18 protein-coding genes are annotated in these 18823 nt (G+C 37.6%); all 18 read left to right on the top strand.

Annotated elements, in window-relative coordinates; all coding sequences use genetic code 11:
- The first annotated feature begins 92 nt into the window (after positions 1-92).
- The 18 genes from E0E47_RS13600 to E0E47_RS13515 all read left to right on the top strand — a co-directional run bounded on the left by E0E47_RS13600 (position 93) and on the right by E0E47_RS13515 (position 18751).
- Positions 93-770: a lipopolysaccharide biosynthesis protein gene (locus E0E47_RS13600; protein WP_130893983.1), complete on the top strand. Its 678-nt coding sequence runs from the start codon at positions 93-95 to the stop codon at positions 768-770.
- Positions 746-1612 carry a lipopolysaccharide biosynthesis protein gene (locus tag E0E47_RS13595; protein ID WP_130893982.1) on the top strand — a complete coding sequence of 289 codons (867 nt, stop codon included), beginning with the start codon at positions 746-748 and terminating at the stop codon, positions 1610-1612. The genes E0E47_RS13600 and E0E47_RS13595 overlap by 25 nt, the downstream gene beginning before the upstream one ends.
- Positions 1600-2763 (top strand): Coenzyme F420 hydrogenase/dehydrogenase, beta subunit C-terminal domain, encoded by a 1164-nt coding sequence (locus E0E47_RS13590; protein WP_008628418.1) that lies wholly within the window; start codon positions 1600-1602, stop codon positions 2761-2763. The genes E0E47_RS13595 and E0E47_RS13590 overlap by 13 nt, the downstream gene beginning before the upstream one ends.
- A complete protein-coding gene (locus tag E0E47_RS13585; protein WP_008628415.1) occupies positions 2760-3908 on the top strand; it encodes a polysaccharide pyruvyl transferase family protein in 1149 nt (382 codons plus the stop codon). The genes E0E47_RS13590 and E0E47_RS13585 overlap by 4 nt, the downstream gene beginning before the upstream one ends.
- Positions 3905-4870, top strand: coding sequence for an acyltransferase family protein (locus E0E47_RS17855; RefSeq protein ID WP_008628414.1), 966 nt, complete (start codon positions 3905-3907; stop codon positions 4868-4870). Before E0E47_RS13585 ends, E0E47_RS17855 begins: the two co-directional genes overlap by 4 nt.
- 37 nt (positions 4871-4907) lie before the next feature.
- A complete protein-coding gene (locus E0E47_RS17820; RefSeq protein ID WP_130893981.1) occupies positions 4908-6113 on the top strand; it encodes an O-antigen ligase family protein in 1206 nt (401 codons plus the stop codon).
- Complete coding sequence (locus E0E47_RS13570; protein ID WP_008628412.1) at positions 6110-7129, top strand: glycosyltransferase family 4 protein; 1020 nt, start codon at positions 6110-6112, stop codon at positions 7127-7129. Before E0E47_RS17820 ends, E0E47_RS13570 begins: the two co-directional genes overlap by 4 nt.
- Before the next feature lie 5 nt (positions 7130-7134).
- Positions 7135-8049, top strand: coding sequence for a glycosyltransferase family 2 protein (locus E0E47_RS13565; protein ID WP_008628411.1), 915 nt, complete (start codon positions 7135-7137; stop codon positions 8047-8049).
- 20 nt (positions 8050-8069) lie between these two features.
- Positions 8070-9113: a glycosyltransferase gene (locus E0E47_RS13560; RefSeq protein WP_130893980.1), complete on the top strand. Its 1044-nt coding sequence runs from the start codon at positions 8070-8072 to the stop codon at positions 9111-9113.
- Entirely contained in the window at positions 9110-10171 is a 1062-nt protein-coding gene (locus E0E47_RS13555; RefSeq protein WP_130893979.1) for an acyltransferase family protein, read from the top strand. The genes E0E47_RS13560 and E0E47_RS13555 overlap by 4 nt, the downstream gene beginning before the upstream one ends.
- Positions 10172-10199: 28 nt before the next feature.
- Positions 10200-11024: a glucose-1-phosphate cytidylyltransferase gene (rfbF, locus tag E0E47_RS13550; RefSeq protein ID WP_130893978.1), complete on the top strand. Its 825-nt coding sequence runs from the start codon at positions 10200-10202 to the stop codon at positions 11022-11024.
- Positions 11025-11030: 6 nt separating this feature from the next.
- Positions 11031-11435 (top strand): polysaccharide biosynthesis C-terminal domain-containing protein, encoded by a 405-nt coding sequence (locus E0E47_RS13545; RefSeq protein WP_040602991.1) that lies wholly within the window; start codon positions 11031-11033, stop codon positions 11433-11435.
- Between the two features lie 8 nt (positions 11436-11443).
- Positions 11444-12523, top strand: a complete 1080-nt coding sequence (gene rfbG / locus E0E47_RS13540) for a CDP-glucose 4,6-dehydratase (RefSeq protein WP_130893977.1) — start codon at positions 11444-11446, stop codon at positions 12521-12523.
- A 1-nt stretch (position 12524) separates the two neighbouring features.
- Positions 12525-13415: an NAD-dependent epimerase/dehydratase family protein gene (locus tag E0E47_RS13535; protein WP_130893976.1), complete on the top strand. Its 891-nt coding sequence runs from the start codon at positions 12525-12527 to the stop codon at positions 13413-13415.
- A gap of 9 nt (positions 13416-13424) precedes the next feature.
- The gene (locus tag E0E47_RS13530; protein WP_130893975.1) at positions 13425-14408 is read left to right on the top strand and encodes a glycosyltransferase family 2 protein; all 984 of its coding nucleotides are present in this window, start codon (positions 13425-13427) and stop codon (positions 14406-14408) included.
- A gap of 148 nt (positions 14409-14556) precedes the next feature.
- Positions 14557-15282 carry a WecB/TagA/CpsF family glycosyltransferase gene (locus E0E47_RS13525; RefSeq protein WP_130893974.1) on the top strand — a complete coding sequence of 242 codons (726 nt, stop codon included), beginning with the start codon at positions 14557-14559 and terminating at the stop codon, positions 15280-15282.
- 80 nt (positions 15283-15362) lie between these two features.
- Positions 15363-16274: an Rpn family recombination-promoting nuclease/putative transposase gene (locus E0E47_RS13520; RefSeq protein WP_130893973.1), complete on the top strand. Its 912-nt coding sequence runs from the start codon at positions 15363-15365 to the stop codon at positions 16272-16274.
- Between the two features lie 158 nt (positions 16275-16432).
- The gene (locus E0E47_RS13515; protein WP_130893972.1) at positions 16433-18751 is read left to right on the top strand and encodes a DEAD/DEAH box helicase; all 2319 of its coding nucleotides are present in this window, start codon (positions 16433-16435) and stop codon (positions 18749-18751) included.
- The last annotated feature ends 72 nt before the right edge of the window (positions 18752-18823 follow it).

The following is an 18823-nucleotide window of genomic DNA, read 5'->3' as shown; positions in this document are numbered from 1 at the left end:
TTACAAAAATCATATACGAGAATGAATTGAAATAGGAAATAATACTTTTAATTATAACGACCTATTTTATACAGAATTTTTAATTTGATTATATGCAGAAGCATAAAAGTGCAAGCATTACCAAAAACACCCTATTCTTGTATATAAGAATGCTCTTCACTCTTTCTACAAGTCTATTTACATCAAGGGTCATACTTGATTCTTTAGGAGTTGAAGATTATGGAATTTATAACGTTGTGGGTGGATTTGTACTGATGTTTAATGTATTTTGTGCAGGCTTGTCCACTACAACACAACGTTTCTTAAGTTATGATTTAGGCAAAGGGGATGAAACAGAGCTGAATGAAACTTTTTCAGCATGTGTTCATATTTTCTTAGTTATGTCGCTACTGATAGTTCTTCTTGCTGAAATAGGGGGCATTTGGTTTCTTGAAAACAAACTGGTAATACCAAGCAACCGTATGACCGCAGCTAAATACGTATTCCAATTCAGTCTATGCACATTGGTATTTAGCCTAATAAGTGTACCTTACAATGCTTTAATTATCGTACACGAAAAAATGAAAGCATTTGCCTATATCTCTGTTTTAGAAGTAGCAGCAAAACTAATCATCGCATATTTAATATACCTTTGCCCTGTAGATAAACTGATCGTTTATGCTATCCTTTTAGCAATAATACAATTATTTATTAGGATAGTATATACGAAATATTGTCAACGGAACTTCAATGAGAGCCATATTTCATGGCATTTCAACATAAAAAAATAAAACAAATATATTCATTTGCCGGATGGGCAATGTTTGGAGGCCTCGCATCCATAGGTTTTACACAAGGGCTTAATATTTTGCTCAATATCTTTTTTGGCCCCACAGTCAATTCAGCCCGTGCTATCGCTGTACAAATACAAAATGCCATAAACTCTTTTGTATTAAATTTCCAAACAGCAATTAATCCCCGTATCATAAAGGCATATGCAGAAGAACAAAAGCCTTACATGTTTCAATTAGTTTTTGCAAGTTCTAAATTTTCTTTTATTCTCATCTATGCCCTATCTTTACCTATTATATTAGAAACACACCAAATTCTCACTTTATGGCTTAAGTCCGCACCCGATAACACTGAAACATTTATACGTATTATCATTCTAACTTCAATGGTAGACGCAATGGCAAATCCATTTATGCGTACAGCTGATGCCACAGGAAAAATTAAGACTTACCAATTGACAATAGGCACATTATTATTATCCATAGTACCTGTATCATACCTACTTTTAAAATGCGGCATGCCACCATATTCTGTATTCATCGTACATTTAGGTATCACCATTGTTGCTTTTATGGCTCGACTATACATCGTAAAGACACTAGTAAATTACTCAATTAAATCTTATATAAAATTAGTCGTCATAAAGGTATGTATAGTTACATCTCTATCCACAATCATTCCTTTTATATGTCTAAAACTTATGGAAGAAAATGTATGCAGACTTATTATAACAACCACCTCTTCATTAATCATGGTCGGGATAACTACCTATATTTTTGCTTTAACCCAATCTGAAAAAACGATAATCAATCAAAAGCTAAAAAGAATATGCTTGCAATAACAGATAAAGCAAAATGTTGCGGATGCAATGCATGCGTTCAGATTTGCCCACAGAAATGTATTGAAATGAATCCGGATTCCGAAGGTTTCTTATATCCAAAAACATCCAAAGAAAATTGCATTCAATGTGGACTGTGCGAAAGGGTATGCCCTCTAGGAGAACCAAAGTCTAAACGTGAACCCAAAGAAATATTAGCTGCCACTAATAAAAATGAACACATTTTAGATAAAAGTTCATCAGGTGGAGTCTTTTATGAATTAGCTTTGGAAACTTTAGCTAAAAACGGAGTGGTATTTGGGGCTATGTTTGACAAACAATGGAACGTAAAGCATTCTTATGTAGAAAACATATCTGATTTAGAAAAAATACTAACTAGCAAATATGTACAGAGTGAGATTGGAGATACCTATACTTTAGTACGTGACTTTCTAAAACAGGGTAGAGAAGTTTTGTTTTGCGGTACACCTTGTCAGATAGCCGGTTTAACAGGGTTTCTCCGGAATAATATATATTCCAATCTAATCATCGTAGATTTCTTATGCCATGGAGTACCAAGTCCTAAAGTGTGGAAGTTATATCTTAATGCAATCTGCAAAAAACCTTTTTATAGGGTGAAAACTATAGAAATCTCTACCATAAATTTTCGTTCAAAAAATACATCTTGGAGAAATTTTAGCTTTTTAGCTATTCAGAAAGGAGGCAAATTATTGCTCAATGAGCAGCATTGCAAAAACGCCTACATGCAAGGTTTTTTAAACGACCTGTATCTGAGGCCATCATGCCATGAATGCAAGTTTAAAAGGTTTCAAAGTCAAAGTGATTTGACATTGGCTGATTATTGGGGCATAGCTCGTGTAAACAGCAACTACGACAATAAAAAAGGCGTGTCAATGGTATTTATTAACACGACCAAAGGAGAAAGTTTACTCCACGGCATAAAAGACCGTTTTAAATATATCCAAACATCTTTCGAAGATACATTAAGCAACAATGGATTGAATGAACATACCCACCCTCATCCACAAAGAGCTTTCTTCTTTGCGAACCTGACTTCACATGAAAATAATATTATAAAACTTATCAATAAATGTATTGGTAAATCTGCATATAAAAATCTACTTAAAAAAGTAGCACATAAATTACATATATGAACATTGGAATACTCACCTTTTGGCAAACCAAAGACAATTATGGCCAGATGTTACAAAACTTTGCATTGCAACAAAAGTTAAGAATGCTTGGTCATCACCCCTTTCTTATACGATATGCACATTCCGAAGCACGACAAACGCATATTGAAGATATTGTGATGAATCTATTGCGAAGAATAAAACATTGGGATTTCAAAACACATAAACCTCTCCTTTTTACAACATCTGAAAAGGATAAACAGCGGATGTTTGAACAGTTTAAGGACAAGCATTTAGAAAAGACACCACGCATCTACTATTCACTCAAAGAGCTACAAAACTCCCCCCCAAAAGCTGATATTTATATAGTTGGAAGCGATCAAGTTTGGGCAAAGTTTTTATATGTAAAAGAGAATGAAGTTTTTTTCCTCAATTTTGGCCTACCTGAAACGGTTAGGTTATCTTATTCAGCAAGTTTTGGATGCACGACCTATCCAGATAAAATCAAAAACAGACTACGAAAAAATTTAAAACGTTTCCAAGCCATTTCGGTAAGAGAAGAAACAGGAAAAAGAATCATTGAAGATGTAGGAATGAACGCTAAAGTCGTAATAGACCCGACGCTACTTTTAAAATCATCAGAATATATATCATACTTCAACCTGTCAAATAAAATCAACAAAAAAGACCGTATATATATATATTCAGTGAATATCAACTCTCCCGAAGAAATAGGGTGGCAAGAGCTACAAAAAGAACTAAATTATGATACTTCAAATGTCGTAATCACCCCATCAAGTGGTTACGTAGACTCTGCTGAATTATTCGGAAAGAATGTAAACTACAAATACCCTACAATAGAAGAATGGATTGATTATATTCGTACATCTAAAATGGTTATTACTCCATCCTTTCATGGCATCGTATTTTGCTTAATTTTTCATACTCCTTTCATTTACATACCATTAGGAGGAAAAATGTCAAGTGGAAATAATAGAGTGCTTGATTTATTCCATAATCTTAATATTGAGGATAAAATATATTCAGACAAACGAACTTATCACGTACTCTTAACTGAGAACAATTTAAATTGGATAGATATTGACAGAAGATTGGAATCATTAAGAATGGAAAGTATTTCTTTCTTAGATAAATATATAAAATGAAGAACAGAGACAACAAATTTGATTTCATTAAAGGCATACTGATAATACTTGTTGTTATTGGGCATGCCATACAAGCATTGTACGGCATTGACAATAAGGAAGTGTGGTATAATCCTATATTTAACATAGTATACACATTTCACATGCCATTATTCATATTTATTAGCGGATACTTTTTTTCATCAAGCCTAAAATATTCGTTTTCAATCCTATTGGAGAAAAAGGCAACACGTTTACTTGTCCCCACTTTTATATGGTCAACAGTAATACTATTAATATGGGGTACCGCAACAGAGTGGCAGGACGTAAAACCGTTTAAAGTATATACTATATATAAATCATATTGGTATTTGATTTGCATATTTGTCTTAACATTCACATATTACATAATAGTTAAAAATAAGTTTATCAAGCTAATTATTCTTCTTATTTATATAGTTTCTGTGATATTTTATGACTATCTTCCATGGCCTATATTTAAAGATTGCCAAGTGATAAGGCAGTTTGCAATATTTGGGTTGGGAATACTTTACCAAAGTAAATGGAAAAATCTTATGGCACAATCCAAATTTTACAAGTATATCTTTTTAGCATCGGATGTTTTTACCATTATAGGCATAAGATATTTCTATGGATATAACATGATGGACTTTCCTCCAATCATCAGAATCATTGATGGCATATGCTGTTCTATGTTAGTTTTCATAATCTTATCAAATTCATATAACCCAATAAAGAACAATAAGATAATAAATGGTTTCGTATATCTTGGAAAGAATTCTTTAGCTATATATCTTATACACGTAGTAGCTTTTCGGTTTATCATATATTCAGGATATACATTTGAATACAATCTTATTTCTGCTATCAACCTAACAACAATACTAATAGGTACAAGTCTATTTTTAATGTTCATCATTAAATCTCTATTAAAAGAAAAATCTTATATCGTCGGCGTTTGAGTTTCTATAAAGACAATTAATAAAACAGATATACTATATGCTTCAACCAAAACTAGCAAACGCATTACTTATAATTCTACTTGCTATTCCTTTCCCCGCGCTATTTTGCGATATGTATATTTATAATGGAGTATGGGCTTTATATAATTGGATTGTTCGTATTGTAGCCTTTCTTTGTATTCTATATAGTATACGATTTAGAATTGGCATACTAAACAGAAACAACAAGATACTTTTCTTCATTTTTTTTGTTTATATGTTATATATAACATTCTATATACTTGAAAACAAGATTCCTTTAAATAACATGGTCGGCGTCCCGCAATCTTATTATAGTTTTATACTGTTAGCAATTACTATGATATTACTACTTGGAAGTAGCAATTATATTAGAAAAAAAGTTGACTACATCATTGTATCCAAATACATTTTAATAATTAATACATTTACTCTTCTACTTTATGTATTGAAAGGCAACATGGTCTTTTATCTAATTTATGATTCATCTTCAGATTTTGCAGCATTGAATATTTTATCTCCATTTAATATCTGTTCTTACGCTTCGCTATCAATATTTTCTGCTTTACACCTTTTAAGACATAAACCATCTAAATTCATAAGTACAATATCCATAACAGCAATACTATTTAGTCTAATCGTAGTTATGTTATGCAATAAAAGAGGCCCTATTATTTATATGACATTTACTATTTTAATATATGCAATTCATTTTTTATCAAAAAAAACGATTCTATTTCTACCTATGGTCGTATTAATCTATTTATTTGTCCAACACTTCTCCGAAAATAATGATATAGAATTATTCAGCCGCTTTGCAAACATTGAATCTGATGGTGCATCAGGTCGAGTTGGAGAATTTTCCATATATTCTTATGCTATCAGACAAATATTCGACCATCCTTTTTTAGGCTCACATTTTAGAATTTTGGAAGGCCCATTTAAAGGAACATACCCACACAATTTTTTTCTAGAAATACTTATGACTTTCGGAATTTTTTTTTCATTGTTTTTATGCGTTTTGATATTCCGCGCTTTATATAACAGTATACAACTTATCAAAAACAACGATATATTAATCCCAATGATATTTATATTCAACATATTGTTACTATTATCTACCGGTACAATTTTGGGAATGGAACTGTTTTGGCTACCATTATTTTTAATATACCCCAACAAACATTTAAAAAACATCTCATTACCAAACAAGCAACAACAATGAATATAGCTTATATTCTTTATCCAGAGGTTATAATTTCCGGGCAATCTAATGGAATACGTAGTCAAGCTGAGAATTGGGCTGTTTCCTTAAAAAGACTTGGACATAGCATAACTTTTATAAATAACTGGAAACACTATGATTGGAAATCATTTGATATAATACATCTTTTTGGGTGTAGCGGTTCATGGCACAACGATGTTGCATTTAGGTTAAAACACATAAACCCTAACATTTGTTTCTCGCCAATTATTGACCCAAAGCCTATAAAATTGGAAAATAAGTCCATTATTCTGAAGAACTACATAAGAATACTCTTCCCTTTTACAAGATTCTTAACTCAAGACAAATATGATAATTTCAAACTAATATTTGTGAGATCACAATGTGAAGCAGAGTATCTCACAAAAATAAAAGGAGTAGACATTTCTAAATTGGCTCACATCCCTTTGGCATACTCATACAAAGAAGGCTGTATAAGTGAAGGGGAACAGAGCAAACGAAAACCTTTCTGTTTACATATTAGCTCCATAACCCAAGAAAGGAAAAATGTCCTGAGATTAATAAAAGCAGCAAAGAAATACAATTTTGAATTGGTTTTGGCAGGGAATAAGGGAACTCCAGAAGCATATTATCATTTAGAAAAAGAAATTTCAGGATGTGACAATATTAAAGTTTTAGGATTTATATCAGAAGAAAAAAAATTAGAACTTTATAAAACAGCCAAGGTTTTTGCCCTACCTAGCTTATATGAAGGTGTAGGTATAGTTGCCGTAGATGCGGCTCTTTACGGCTGTGAAATTGTCATTTCTGATATTCCAGGCCCTAAAGAATACTATGCCGGTATGGCCTCATTAGTCAATCCATATAGTGTAGATGAAATAGGCTATGCTATAAAAGGATATTTAGACGGGAAAGTGACTACACAACCAATATTATCAGAACATATAAAAGAAACGTATTCACCAAGCCACATTGCAAAACAACTAGAGAGTGCATATTATTCATTAATGCAATAGCCGTTATGAAAAATAAAAAGAATGATTTGGTAAGTGTAATCATACCTACATTTTCCAGGCCTTATAACTTAGAACGTGCCATCAAAAGTACTTTGTCACAGACTTATAAAAATATTGAAATCATCATTGTTGACGATAATGGAATCGGTAGTAAATACCAGATAGAAACGGAGAAGGCAATACGTAATTATATAAAAAAAGGAGAAGTTAAATATATCAAGCACGACATAAATAAAAATGGAGCTACCGCTCGTAATACTGGCCTTAAAGCTAGCAAGGGAATATACGTAAATTTCTTGGACGATGATGACGAGTTCTTGCCAGACAAAATAAAAAATCAAGTTGATTTACTAGAAAAAAACATAAAATATGCAGCTTGTTGTTGTGATTCTATAATTCAATATCACCATCATCAAGATATAGTAAAATGCCAACAAAATGGGAATCTTATAGAAGCAATCTTAAGTGGTAATGCACACTTCAATACATCTTCCGTTTTGTTCCGACGAAACGCACTTGAAGAACTTAACGGTTTTGATGAGTCTTTCCGTAGACATCAGGATTGGGAACTATACATTCGTTTTTTCAGAAAATATCTCATGATTAGTACGTTCCAAATGCCATTATTAATTAAACATGTTACAACAACTTCAGTCATAACCAATGAACCGCTAAAACAAATTGAGTATTTAGAGTTCTTTTTAAACAAATATAAAATGGATTTTGAAACATATCAAAAAAAGAATGCAATATATCAATATTTATACCTAAACTTAGCAAACAGTTTAGTATATTATGGAAAATATAGAATTGGGTTAGAATACTTAAAAAAAGCTTACAGTTTCCAAAATCCTAAAATAAAAAATCTAATAGAAAATGTAGTTGTATTCTTAAAATCCTTCATAAGGAAACTACTGTAAATCCAATAAATATTTTCAGAATGAATAAGGCTAAAATCTCATTAATAGTACCGTGTTACGAGGTAGAACGGTATCTCGATGCCTGTATGAATTCTCTTGTGGAACAAACATTGGAGGATATAGAAATAATACTTGTCGATGACGTATCGCCCGACCGAGTGCCCGAAATGTGCGACAAATGGGCATCCAAAGACTATAGGATAAAGGTCATCCACAAAAAGACGAATGAAGGATTAGGTTATGCACGCAATTCGGGTCTTGACATTGCCACTGGTGAATATGTGGCATTCATTGATTCCGATGATTATGTGGACAATAAGATGTATGAGATGTTATACAATGAAGCAAAAACAAAAAGGCTTGATGCTTGTTGGTGTAACTATCGTTATGACCTTGGGGGAAAATTTGCAGAGTCACGCGAAATAAAGGAGACTTTCACTAAAGAGACTGCCGATGAAGTGAAAAAGTATATGATGGACATGATAGGACCACTGCCCGAATATCCATCGGACGTGAAGTATCTGGTATCAGCGTGGCGTGCAATATACAGCCGACAAATAATAGAAGAAAACAGCATACGTTTCGAAAATGAACGTGATAATGGGTCGGAAGACATCCCGTTCAACATGGATTTCCTGATGCATGCCACACGGATAGGATATATACCTTTCGTCGGCTACAATTACCGCTACAACCCATTATCATTATCACGCAACTATACCCACGCTAAATTTACAACCTACTGCCACCTGTTTGATGAAGTGAAGGAACGGTTTGAACACTGTTTGCCCGAAAACCAATATAAGTTGCATTACCAACGCTTCATTTTCTATTTCTTCCGTAACATCATCAAATATGAGGCTGTAAAAAACATAAATGGAAAGAAATACCAAAATATCAGGATGAGATGCAATGACAAACGCATGAAGGCCATTTATTCAGACTATCCATACCATCGCTTACCTTTGAAACAACGTGTATTTTTCTTCTGTATGAAACACAGCATAACCATGGCTTTGTATGCCATGTGCATATTGGAAAATAAAATCAGGAAAAACGTATGATAATATTATCTCAAAAACAAAGTAATAATATCAACTTACTTAAAGGTGTAAGTATATTATTGGTTCTTTTTATACATGCTAATATTAAAGATGCAATACCTAATCTTGACGACAAGTCAGCATTAGGCATGTGGACACAAGTAGTGACACGAATACTCGTGGATAATGCAGTTCCAATGTTTTTTCTTGTAAGCGGTTTTTTGTTTTTCTTAAGACCTGGTAGTATTATTGAAAAATGGGAAAAAAGAGTAAAGACATTGCTTATACCATATATATTATGGTGTATAGTGGGGTTTATTATCCCGTTCATACTACAAGAAGTACTTGGATTAGCACATTTGTTTTCAGGCAACTCCCTAAAGAAAATAGCTGACTTTGAGACCTTAGACTATATAAAGATGTTTTGGAATATCAGAAATGGCGCACCTATACTTAGTACAATGTGGTTTCTTAGAGATCTTATTGTGATTATAATGCTGACTCCTGCCATCCGTCTGTTGGTAAAGACGATGAAATGGTCATTCCCCTTATTACTTATATGCGTATATTTGTTTTACTCTTTTAACGTAACTGGCATGTCGAGCAGTACATTGTTTTGGTTTGGTATGGGTTCTTGGTTTGCTATAAAAGGGAAAAATTTATTTGCATGGATTGAATGTTTTAACGGGAATTTACTTCTTGTTGTATGGATATCCACATTAATTACTACCATAATTTCATTCTACTATGATTGGCACTATGAGACAGTACATGCCATATTCGGTATCATACACTTTGTGGCAATATACAAGTGCGTCTCGGTAATATCAATAAGTGGCATCCAATGGCTCACGGCTGTATCGACAGCTTCGTTTTTCATCTATGCCTTCCATGAGCCTTGGATGGGATATGTATTAAAGATTTCCTACAAGGCATTGCATCCTTCAGGTCTCATACTTTACATCGCGCCATTCATTTTAGTTGCTTTCGCCACTGCCTACAGCTATGCCGCTTACGCCCTGTTAAAACGATACGCCCCTCGCTTACTCAACCTGTTAACTGGAGCAAGGAGCAAATAGGGAAACAACAATATAAAAACACAACACTATGAAAGTAGTCCTTTTAGCCGGTGGCTTCGGCTCGCGCATAAGCGAAGAAAGCCAATTCAAGCCCAAGCCCATGATAGAAATCGGTGGAATGCCCATACTATGGCATATCATGAAAGAGTATGCCTATTACGGACATACGGAGTTCATAATCTGTGCGGGCTACAAACAAGAATACATTAAAGAATGGTTTGCCAATTACTTCCTCCATAATTCTGATGTGACTTTCGACTACCGCAGCGGGAAAAATGAGATGAGCGTACACAACTCTAACATGGAACCGTGGAAAGTAACAGTGGTAGACACTGGTTACAACACCATGACCGGAGGACGCATAAAACGCATACAAAAGTATGTTGGCAACGAAACATTCATGATGACCTATGGTGATGGCGTTTGTGACGTGGAAATAGACAAGTTGTTGGCTTTCCACCAAAGCCATGGCAAACTGGCAACCCTGACAGCCGTAAAAATGGCACAAGACAAGGGTGTGTTAGACATATCTGAGAACAATTCCGTCCGATCATTCCGAGAAAAAAACACCTTGGACGATAGTCCCATCAATGCAGGATACATGGTGTTGCAGCCAGAGATATTCGAGATGCTCGACGGTGATGACTGCGTATTTGAGAAAACGGCACTTGTAAAACTTGCGGCTGAAGGAGAATTGATGTCATACATTCACAAAGGTTTTTGGCAATGCATGGATAACATACGAGAAAAAAACATGCTTGAAAAATTGCTCTCTGAAGACAAAGCCCCATGGAAACGATGGGAACGTGCAGTGCCAAGTATAGAGGCAAGAAAACAAACTGGAAATATTTAAATGTATATGGAACAAATAGAACAAGTCAAAATAATCCCTCGTCGACTTATCTCTGATGAAAGAGGATGGTTTTTAAAGGCTATTACAGGTACAGAAGAGGGAATACCCCAACATACCGGAGAGGTTTATCTAACCATGGGCAAGCCGGGACAAGCCAAAGGAGGACATTATCATCCCAAAGCGGTAGAATGGTTTACCATTATTGAAGGTAACGCTATTCTAAGACTCGAAGATGTGGTAACGCATAAGCGCAAAGACATTGAAATGAGTCTGGAAAAAGCCATTACGGTCTTTGTCCCTAACAATGTTGCACATGTGGTAATCAATAATTCTGATAGGGATTTTATATTGTTGGCATATACAGACTTGCTATATGACCCGAAAGACACAATTGCATATAATATAATGTAGTATTCAAAATGATAGATATATTTAATAATTTTTTCCGTGGAAAACGAATACTTGTAACGGGACATACTGGATTCAAGGGTTCTTGGCTTTCTATTTGGCTTCACGAACTTGGAGCCAATGTCATAGGTGTAGCCCTTGACCCTTATAGCGAAAAGGACAACTACACCCTTTCCGGCATCGGGGACAGGCTGTTGGCAGACATCCGGGCAGACATCCGCAACGGAAAGCTAATAAAAGAGATTTTTGCCAAATACCAACCTGAAATCGTATTCCACCTTGCGGCTCAACCGCTTGTAAGGCTAAGCTACGAAATCCCCGTTGAAACCTATGAGGTGAACGTTATGGGTACGATTCACGTAATGGAAGCGATCCGTGCTACAACATCGGTAAAAGTTGGTATTATGATTACCACAGATAAGTGCTACGATAACAACGAACAAATGAACGGCTATGTAGAAACGGATCCATTTGGTGGTTACGACCCATATTCGTCCAGTAAAGGGGCAGCTGAAATAGCCATCCAAAGTTGGCGCCGTTCTTTTTTCAATCCAGATGACTACGGCAAGAAACATACCGTATCGTTGGCCAGCGTACGTGCAGGCAATGTCATCGGAGGAGGTGATTGGGCACTTGACCGAATAATTCCCGACTGTATACGTGCATTGGAAGCCGGACAGGAGATCAACATACGTTCGCCTAAATCCATACGTCCTTGGGAACATGTGTTAGAGCCCTTGTCTGGCTATATGCTATTAGCTATGAAAATGTGGAACAATCCGACTAGGTATTGCGAAGGTTGGAACTTTGGCCCCGAAAGCGAGTCTGTATCTACTGTTTGGGAGGTTGCAATGGAATTAGTCAAGAATTTTGGACACGGAGAATTAAAAGACACATCTGACCCGAACGCCGTGCACGAAGCGAAACTTCTTATGCTAAATATAAATAAGGCAAAGACCGAACTCGGATGGCAACCAAGAATGAATATGCAGCAATGCATGAACCTTGTAGCTGATTGGTATAAAAGATATAAAACAGAGAATGTCTACCAACTCTGCATAGAAGAAATTAACAAGTTTACATCATATTAAAATGAAATACTCAATATTAGGAACCAACGGATTCCTTTCCACAGCTATCGCCCAGTATTGTAACGATAAAGGGTATGAGTTGGATATGTACGGGCTTGACAAGCCAATGGAACATAAGTACGACAACTTCCATAAAGTGGACTTAATGGACGCAGACTTGGATTGTAGCAAGTTACTGTCAAGCGATGTGGTGATATATGCTATCGGTGCGGGCATACAATCAAACTTGAAAGAAAATTATAATCTTATTTATAATCTGAATGTAACAGTTCCTGTCTTAATTTGCAATAAATTAAAAGAATTAGATTATAAAGGACGTTTTATCACATTCGGCAGTGTGTTTGAAATGGGCGAGACAGAAGAAAAACGTTTCTTTACCGAAATGGATCTGCTTACATCTACATGTCCTGCCCCTAACGATTATACGGTGAGCAAAAGGATGTTGAGTAAATTCGTGGCTTCCTATAAACATGACTTTATCCACTGGCATTTTTATATACCTACGATTTATGGAGAAAGGGAAAATCCCCAACGACTTATACCTTATACGGTTCATGCCATTCGCAATGGCGAAGAATTGCATTTTACGTCAGGAGACCAGACACGACAGTATATCTATGTTCACGAAGTGCCACGCATGATAGCTCTCGCAATAGAACAAAACTTGCCTTCAGGTTTGTATAATATAGAAGGTAAAGAAACCATGACCGTAAAGGAGATTGTGACAAAGATACATCATTTTATGGGGAAAGAAACTCCCAAAGGATGCTTTGGTTCTGCACAACGCACTGATACCGGCATGAAGTATCTCGCTTTAGATGGTAAAAAACTACGCGTTCTTACTGGATTTTCAGCATGTACAAAGATAGAAGATGTAATTGATAAATATTAAAACAACAATATGGCAACAATACTTCTATCAGTAGTACTTCCGACATATAACAGGAAAGACTATTTAAAGTTAACACTTGATGCTTTTGCACCTCAAATTGAAAGACACAGAGACGAGGTGACTTTTTGTATATGTAACAATGCATCAACAGATGGTACAGACAGATTCCTCGAAGAGTATTGCAACAAACATAAGTGTTTTGACTACATAAATTTCACGAAACACGTAGATGTAGGCTACAGCATTAGCCGTGCCAATAATACAGCAAAAGGAAAGTATATCTTAATGTGGGGAGACGATGATATACCAGTTCACTATTTAATAGACATTCTTCTCAACACGATAAAAGAGCATAAAGATGCAGGACTAATACATTATAACCGCCTCATTGGATATGACGATCATGTCTTATACATCAACAATTTGAAAGTTAATGACAAGCATACATTGTGTACAATGGAAGAATTCAACAATACAAATGAATTTCTAAGCCACCATGCCCTTGACATCACCTTCCTCTCATCATTCATATTTCTTAACTCTTTATGGCATCAAAATACCGTAGTAGAAGAAGTAAAAACAGATACCCACTTTGGATACGAGTTCCTCGGAAAAGTTCTATACGGCCTCAAAAACCATAAAATTTATTACATTACCTATCCTCTATGCATCCAACGCAAACCATTTAACAGACCTTGGATGAACCGCTCCCCGTACTACCGCTTTATAGGTATACCCAATATGTATGCGGACTTTGAACGATGGGGTATAATAACATCGGCACAAGATCTATGGAACAAACAGGGCAATGGGAAAAGAGATTTTTTTGCTATTATGTCGCAAACTAGCATATTCAAAAAAGACTACCGGCCAATTTGGCGGCAAATGCTGAAAAGCCAACCTTCAACAACCAGAAAACTATGGACGTTAGTTTTTATCTTCTTGTTTCCAGGTTTTATTTATAAACTCACAAGAAAGTTAGTCTTTAAATAAAACAGATAAATAATAGAGTTTATACAGAATAAGAAACAGGGTGGTTGAAAATCAACACCCTAAAACCTTATTCGATATATTGTCTAATACAGACAAAAATTTATTTAGCTGCTCCCCTAAAAACAAAGGGGATTCAATAAATAATATTATGACGCTAAGACTGAAAGACCTTGCTATCATAGAAAGCAAGGTCATTTTAGCAATGTTGCCTGAAGGCAAACTTTTGATAAACACCATCAACGCGCATTCTTACAACACGGCTTTGAAAGACGAGGCATTCGCCGAAGCTTTGGCGAAAGGCGACGTGTTGATTCCCGACGGGGCGAGCATCGTGAAAGCGTGCAAATGGCTCAAGGCAAAATCACAACCGAAAGAAAGGATTGCCGGATGGGATTTGTTCGTGCTTGAAATGGACAAGCTGAACAGTAAGGGCGGGAAATGCTTTTTCATGGGAAGCAGCCCGAATGTGTTGGAACTGGTAAAGAAAAGGGCAGCCACAGATTATCCCAACATTACGGTAGAGACGTATTCGCCTCCCTATAAGCCAGAGTTCAGCAAGGAGGACAATGAGGCCATCATCCATGCCATAAACCAAGCCTGTCCGGACTTGCTTTGGATTGGCATGACTGCTCCGAAACAGGAAAAATGGGCATTTGAGCATTGGGACGAGCTGGACATCCATTGCCACTGTGGCACGATAGGAGCCGTATTCGACTTCTTTGCCGGTACGTACCAACGTGCCCCCAAATGGTGGCAGGAGCATTCGTTGGAATGGCTTTACCGCCTGATAAAAGAACCACGCCGCATGTGGCGCAGGTACATTATAGGCAATCCCCTTTTCCTTTGGAACATAGGAAAAGAGAAAATGGCATAAAAAACACAAAACATATTGCTTTGCCGCAAAGATTTTCTACCTTTGCAAAAACTGGTAGTAATATTTAAAACCGATGAGCCATGGCTAACTATATCCGTTTTGACTGGGCTATGAAACGCCTGTTGCGCAACAAGGCCAATTTCAGCGTGCTTGAGGGATTACTCACCACGCTATTAGGCGAGAAGATCACCATCCGTGACCTTTTGGAAAGCGAAAGCAACCAGGAAGAGGAGTTCGACAAATACAACCGGGTGGACATGCTCGCGGTAAACTCCCGTGGAGAACTGATTCTCATCGAAGTGCAAAACAATAATGAATATGCCTATTTCCAACGTATGTTGTTCGGAACCTCCAAATTGGTAACGCAATATATCAACCGTGGAGAAAGTTACGAAAAGGTACGCAAGGTGTACAGTGTGAATATCGTTTATTTCTCTTTGGGACATGGCAAGGACTTTGTCTATCACGGAAAAACGGAATTCCGTGGCATCCACGAAAATGACTTACTGGAGTTGACCCCGTTCCAACGCCAGACCTTTAATGTGGACGAGGTAAGCCAACTCTACCCCGAATATTATATCTTGAAAGTGAACGATTTCAACAAAGTGGCCAAAACGCCGTTGGAAGAATGGATATACTATTTGAATACGGGAAATATCTCGGATACGGCGCATGCACCGGGGTTGGCAGAGGTTCGTGAGCGATTGAAAGTGGACAACATGACACAAGGTGAACGGGATGCTTACTACCGACATCTGGACAACATCGTGATTCTGCGCGACAACATTTACACAGAGCGAGCCGAAGGCAGAGCGGAAGGACGTGCAGAAGGACGTGCAGAAGGACGTGCAGAAGGACGTGCAGAAGGCATAAACATCGGCGAACAAAACAAAGCTTTTGAAATTGCGCGCAAATTGAAACAGAAAGGTTATACAACAGCTGAAATTACCGAATTAACAGGATTGTCGCCTGACGATATAGCTTCTGCCTAACGGCAATACTTTCGGCCAGTTTTTCAACGAACAACCGCCAACTCATTAAATACTTTAAAAACCGGACCTGATTTTTAAAGTATTCCCTAAAAAGAAACCGCCCACCAGGCGGCTTCTTTATAATTCCATTATTCTTTTTTATTTCGCTTTCATTTCCCATGTCCAAGAACAATTTGGGAAAAGAACTTTCGTTAAGAGACTACCAAAAAAACATCAAGCAACGTGTCTTCGATGCGTGGCGCAACCATGCCAGTGTCATGGTGCAGATGCCGACAGGTACGGGGAAAACCCACTTGTTGGCATCCATCATTTATGACCTCTTGAGTGCGGAACAGGATTTGTGCGTCTGGATTATCGCTCACCGGCGTGAATTGGTGGAACAAATAGAAGACACCGTCGCACGATATGGTATCCGTAAGGAGGACGGACGGGTAAGGGCAATGTCTATCCAATGGTTGTCACGCCACTGGGACGACATCCACAATACGCCGGCACTGATAGTCATCGACGAGGCCCATCATGCCTTGGCCGAAAGCTATAAGGAACTTTGGACGCGTTACCCCCATACCAAGAAATTGGGCATGACAGCCACTCCGTGCCGGCTGAACCGCAGAGGATTCACGGACTTGTTCGATACGTTGGTCATGTCTGACAGCATTGCCGACTTCATCAGCAAGGGGTGGCTTTCGGTCTTCGACTATGCCTCCATCAAACCGGACAGCGACGACCAAAAGCTGATTGACAACCTGAGTAAACGAAGTTGGAACGGAGACTTCCAAATCAAGGAAATGGACACCATACTCAACAAAAGGCCGACCATCGAAAAATTGTACGAGAGTGTCAGGCATTATGCTGACGGAAAGAAAGGCATCGTCTATGCCATCAGTATCGGACATGCCCGAAATATCGCTTCTTACTACAGCGAGCATGGAATGAATGCCGTGGCGATAGACAGCAAGACACCCGCCCTGCAAAGAAAACAATTCGTGGAGGATTTCAAGCAGGGACGGATACAGGTGTTGGTCAACGTGGATGTATTCAGCGAAGGATTCGATTGTCCGGACATCGAGTTCGTACAAATGGCACGCCCTACCCTTTCGTTGGCCAAATATTTGCAGCAGGTGGGACGCGGATTGAGGAAGAGCAAGGGCAAAGAATACTGCATGCTGATAGACAATGTGGGACTCTACCGTATGTTCGGCCTCCCCTCTGCAAACCGTGACTGGCAAACCATGTTCGAAGGACGATTAGCGGGAAAGGGGAATGCCCATAGCATCGAAACGGGATATTATTGTGCCGCCGAAAGCTTAACGGCAAATGACACCATACGCCCCAATGACACCCTTGAGTTGGTAATGACACACGATCGGCTCCCGGATTACTTGACCAACGCAAAAGACAGTTTGGAGAGTCTCCTTAATCATAAAATCCTGAATGCTTTCAAAGACAGGGTATATGGCTTGTACGGATTGAAAATCGAAAATAAAATAACAGCTCCCCCACAGTATGTTTCGGTATTCGATACAGATGACGGTTTTGCAGCCGTACGTTTCAAAAACTGGTCTGTCGGAGTCGTAAACGAAGTCGGCGAAATAAAAATTCAGCTGGAATGTTTCAGGAAACTAAAGTTTCTGAAGGACAAACTTCTCGCTGCTACAGACAACAGAGGCAAAATGTCCTATATCGACCTGAGGAGCGGAAAGTCATATAAACAAAAACCTAAGGTACTGACTTTCGGCAAGGTGCAGATGCTGGAAGTTGACGGTATTTGCTATAGCCGGACAAAGATATTGTATAAGAAAGAATTGAATACGAGCCTGCAACAGGTGTGTCAGCATGGTTTCTGCCTGAGATTTTATGATTTTCTGACTACGCCCCAATGCAGGCAAGTAGACAAGGAAGATGACACATCGGGGTATGACAGCGTATGCCTGCTCGCAGACGATTACGAAACCTATTACCATTTTTGCGGAATGTTGCCAGACGGTAGTATAATCGTTGAAGACAATGAAGGTAAATATTATCTCGTCAAAGAAGGAGAAGGCAAGCAATACATCGCACACGAAAAGCCCCAAACGGAAGAAGAAACCTTTGAGGTGGTCATACCTCGCCTGAAAGCTGAAGCCGCCCAACGCGCCGCCCAACGGAAAAGCATAGAAAAACGGGAAAAAATCCAAAAACGTAAAGAACGATTAAACAGGATCCAACATGCAAAACCGTTCAAATCAGGACTGAAATGGGGATTGAAACAGGGGGACAAGGTGATTGTACCACCAATTTACCGTAACCTTCAAACACCGGTAGGCAACTACTGTGCCTTTGAAGGTAATCCTCGCCTATGGGGTATCATCATGTTGGACGGTAAGGTCGTGGTTGAAGCACGATATATCAACGTGGAAATAAAAGAAAACGGCACGGCCCGCCTGACCATCATACCAGGAAAAACAAAAACAGTGAAACTACATGGGAACGATTAAAATAAAAAAAGCACTCAAGAGTGGAAGCCTCTCAAATGCCCATAAACTTTAAAATATAATATTTGTGCAATT

Origin of the sequence: Paraprevotella xylaniphila YIT 11841, assembly GCF_900683745.1 — a bacterium.
Lineage (GTDB): Bacteria > Bacteroidota > Bacteroidia > Bacteroidales > Bacteroidaceae > Paraprevotella > Paraprevotella xylaniphila.
Note: the sequence above shows the minus strand (reverse complement) of the source record. Positions and strands in the feature narration are given on the sequence as shown.

Excerpts from the sequence above, each read along its gene's own strand:
- E0E47_RS13555 (WP_130893979.1), top strand. The coding sequence starts at position 9,110 with ATGATAATATTATCTCAAAAACAAAGTAATAATATCAACTTACTTAAA.
- E0E47_RS13570 (WP_008628412.1), top strand. The coding sequence starts at position 6,110 with ATGAATATAGCTTATATTCTTTATCCAGAGGTTATAATTTCCGGGCAA.
- rfbF (WP_130893978.1), top strand. The coding sequence starts at position 10,200 with ATGAAAGTAGTCCTTTTAGCCGGTGGCTTCGGCTCGCGCATAAGCGAA.
- E0E47_RS17820 (WP_130893981.1), top strand. The coding sequence starts at position 4,908 with ATGCTTCAACCAAAACTAGCAAACGCATTACTTATAATTCTACTTGCT.
- E0E47_RS13525 (WP_130893974.1), top strand. The coding sequence starts at position 14,557 with ATGACGCTAAGACTGAAAGACCTTGCTATCATAGAAAGCAAGGTCATT.
- E0E47_RS13595 (WP_130893982.1), top strand. The coding sequence starts at position 746 with ATGGCATTTCAACATAAAAAAATAAAACAAATATATTCATTTGCCGGA.
- E0E47_RS13560 (WP_130893980.1), top strand. The coding sequence starts at position 8,070 with ATGAATAAGGCTAAAATCTCATTAATAGTACCGTGTTACGAGGTAGAA.
- E0E47_RS13535 (WP_130893976.1), top strand. The coding sequence starts at position 12,525 with ATGAAATACTCAATATTAGGAACCAACGGATTCCTTTCCACAGCTATC.
- E0E47_RS13600 (WP_130893983.1), top strand. The coding sequence starts at position 93 with ATGCAGAAGCATAAAAGTGCAAGCATTACCAAAAACACCCTATTCTTG.
- E0E47_RS13585 (WP_008628415.1), top strand. The coding sequence starts at position 2,760 with ATGAACATTGGAATACTCACCTTTTGGCAAACCAAAGACAATTATGGC.
- E0E47_RS13565 (WP_008628411.1), top strand. The coding sequence starts at position 7,135 with ATGAAAAATAAAAAGAATGATTTGGTAAGTGTAATCATACCTACATTT.
- rfbG (WP_130893977.1), top strand. The coding sequence starts at position 11,444 with ATGATAGATATATTTAATAATTTTTTCCGTGGAAAACGAATACTTGTA.
- E0E47_RS13520 (WP_130893973.1), top strand. The coding sequence starts at position 15,363 with ATGGCTAACTATATCCGTTTTGACTGGGCTATGAAACGCCTGTTGCGC.
- E0E47_RS17855 (WP_008628414.1), top strand. The coding sequence starts at position 3,905 with ATGAAGAACAGAGACAACAAATTTGATTTCATTAAAGGCATACTGATA.
- E0E47_RS13530 (WP_130893975.1), top strand. The coding sequence starts at position 13,425 with ATGGCAACAATACTTCTATCAGTAGTACTTCCGACATATAACAGGAAA.
- E0E47_RS13545 (WP_040602991.1), top strand. The coding sequence starts at position 11,031 with ATGGAACAAATAGAACAAGTCAAAATAATCCCTCGTCGACTTATCTCT.
- E0E47_RS13590 (WP_008628418.1), top strand. The coding sequence starts at position 1,600 with ATGCTTGCAATAACAGATAAAGCAAAATGTTGCGGATGCAATGCATGC.
- E0E47_RS13515 (WP_130893972.1), top strand. The coding sequence starts at position 16,433 with ATGTCCAAGAACAATTTGGGAAAAGAACTTTCGTTAAGAGACTACCAA.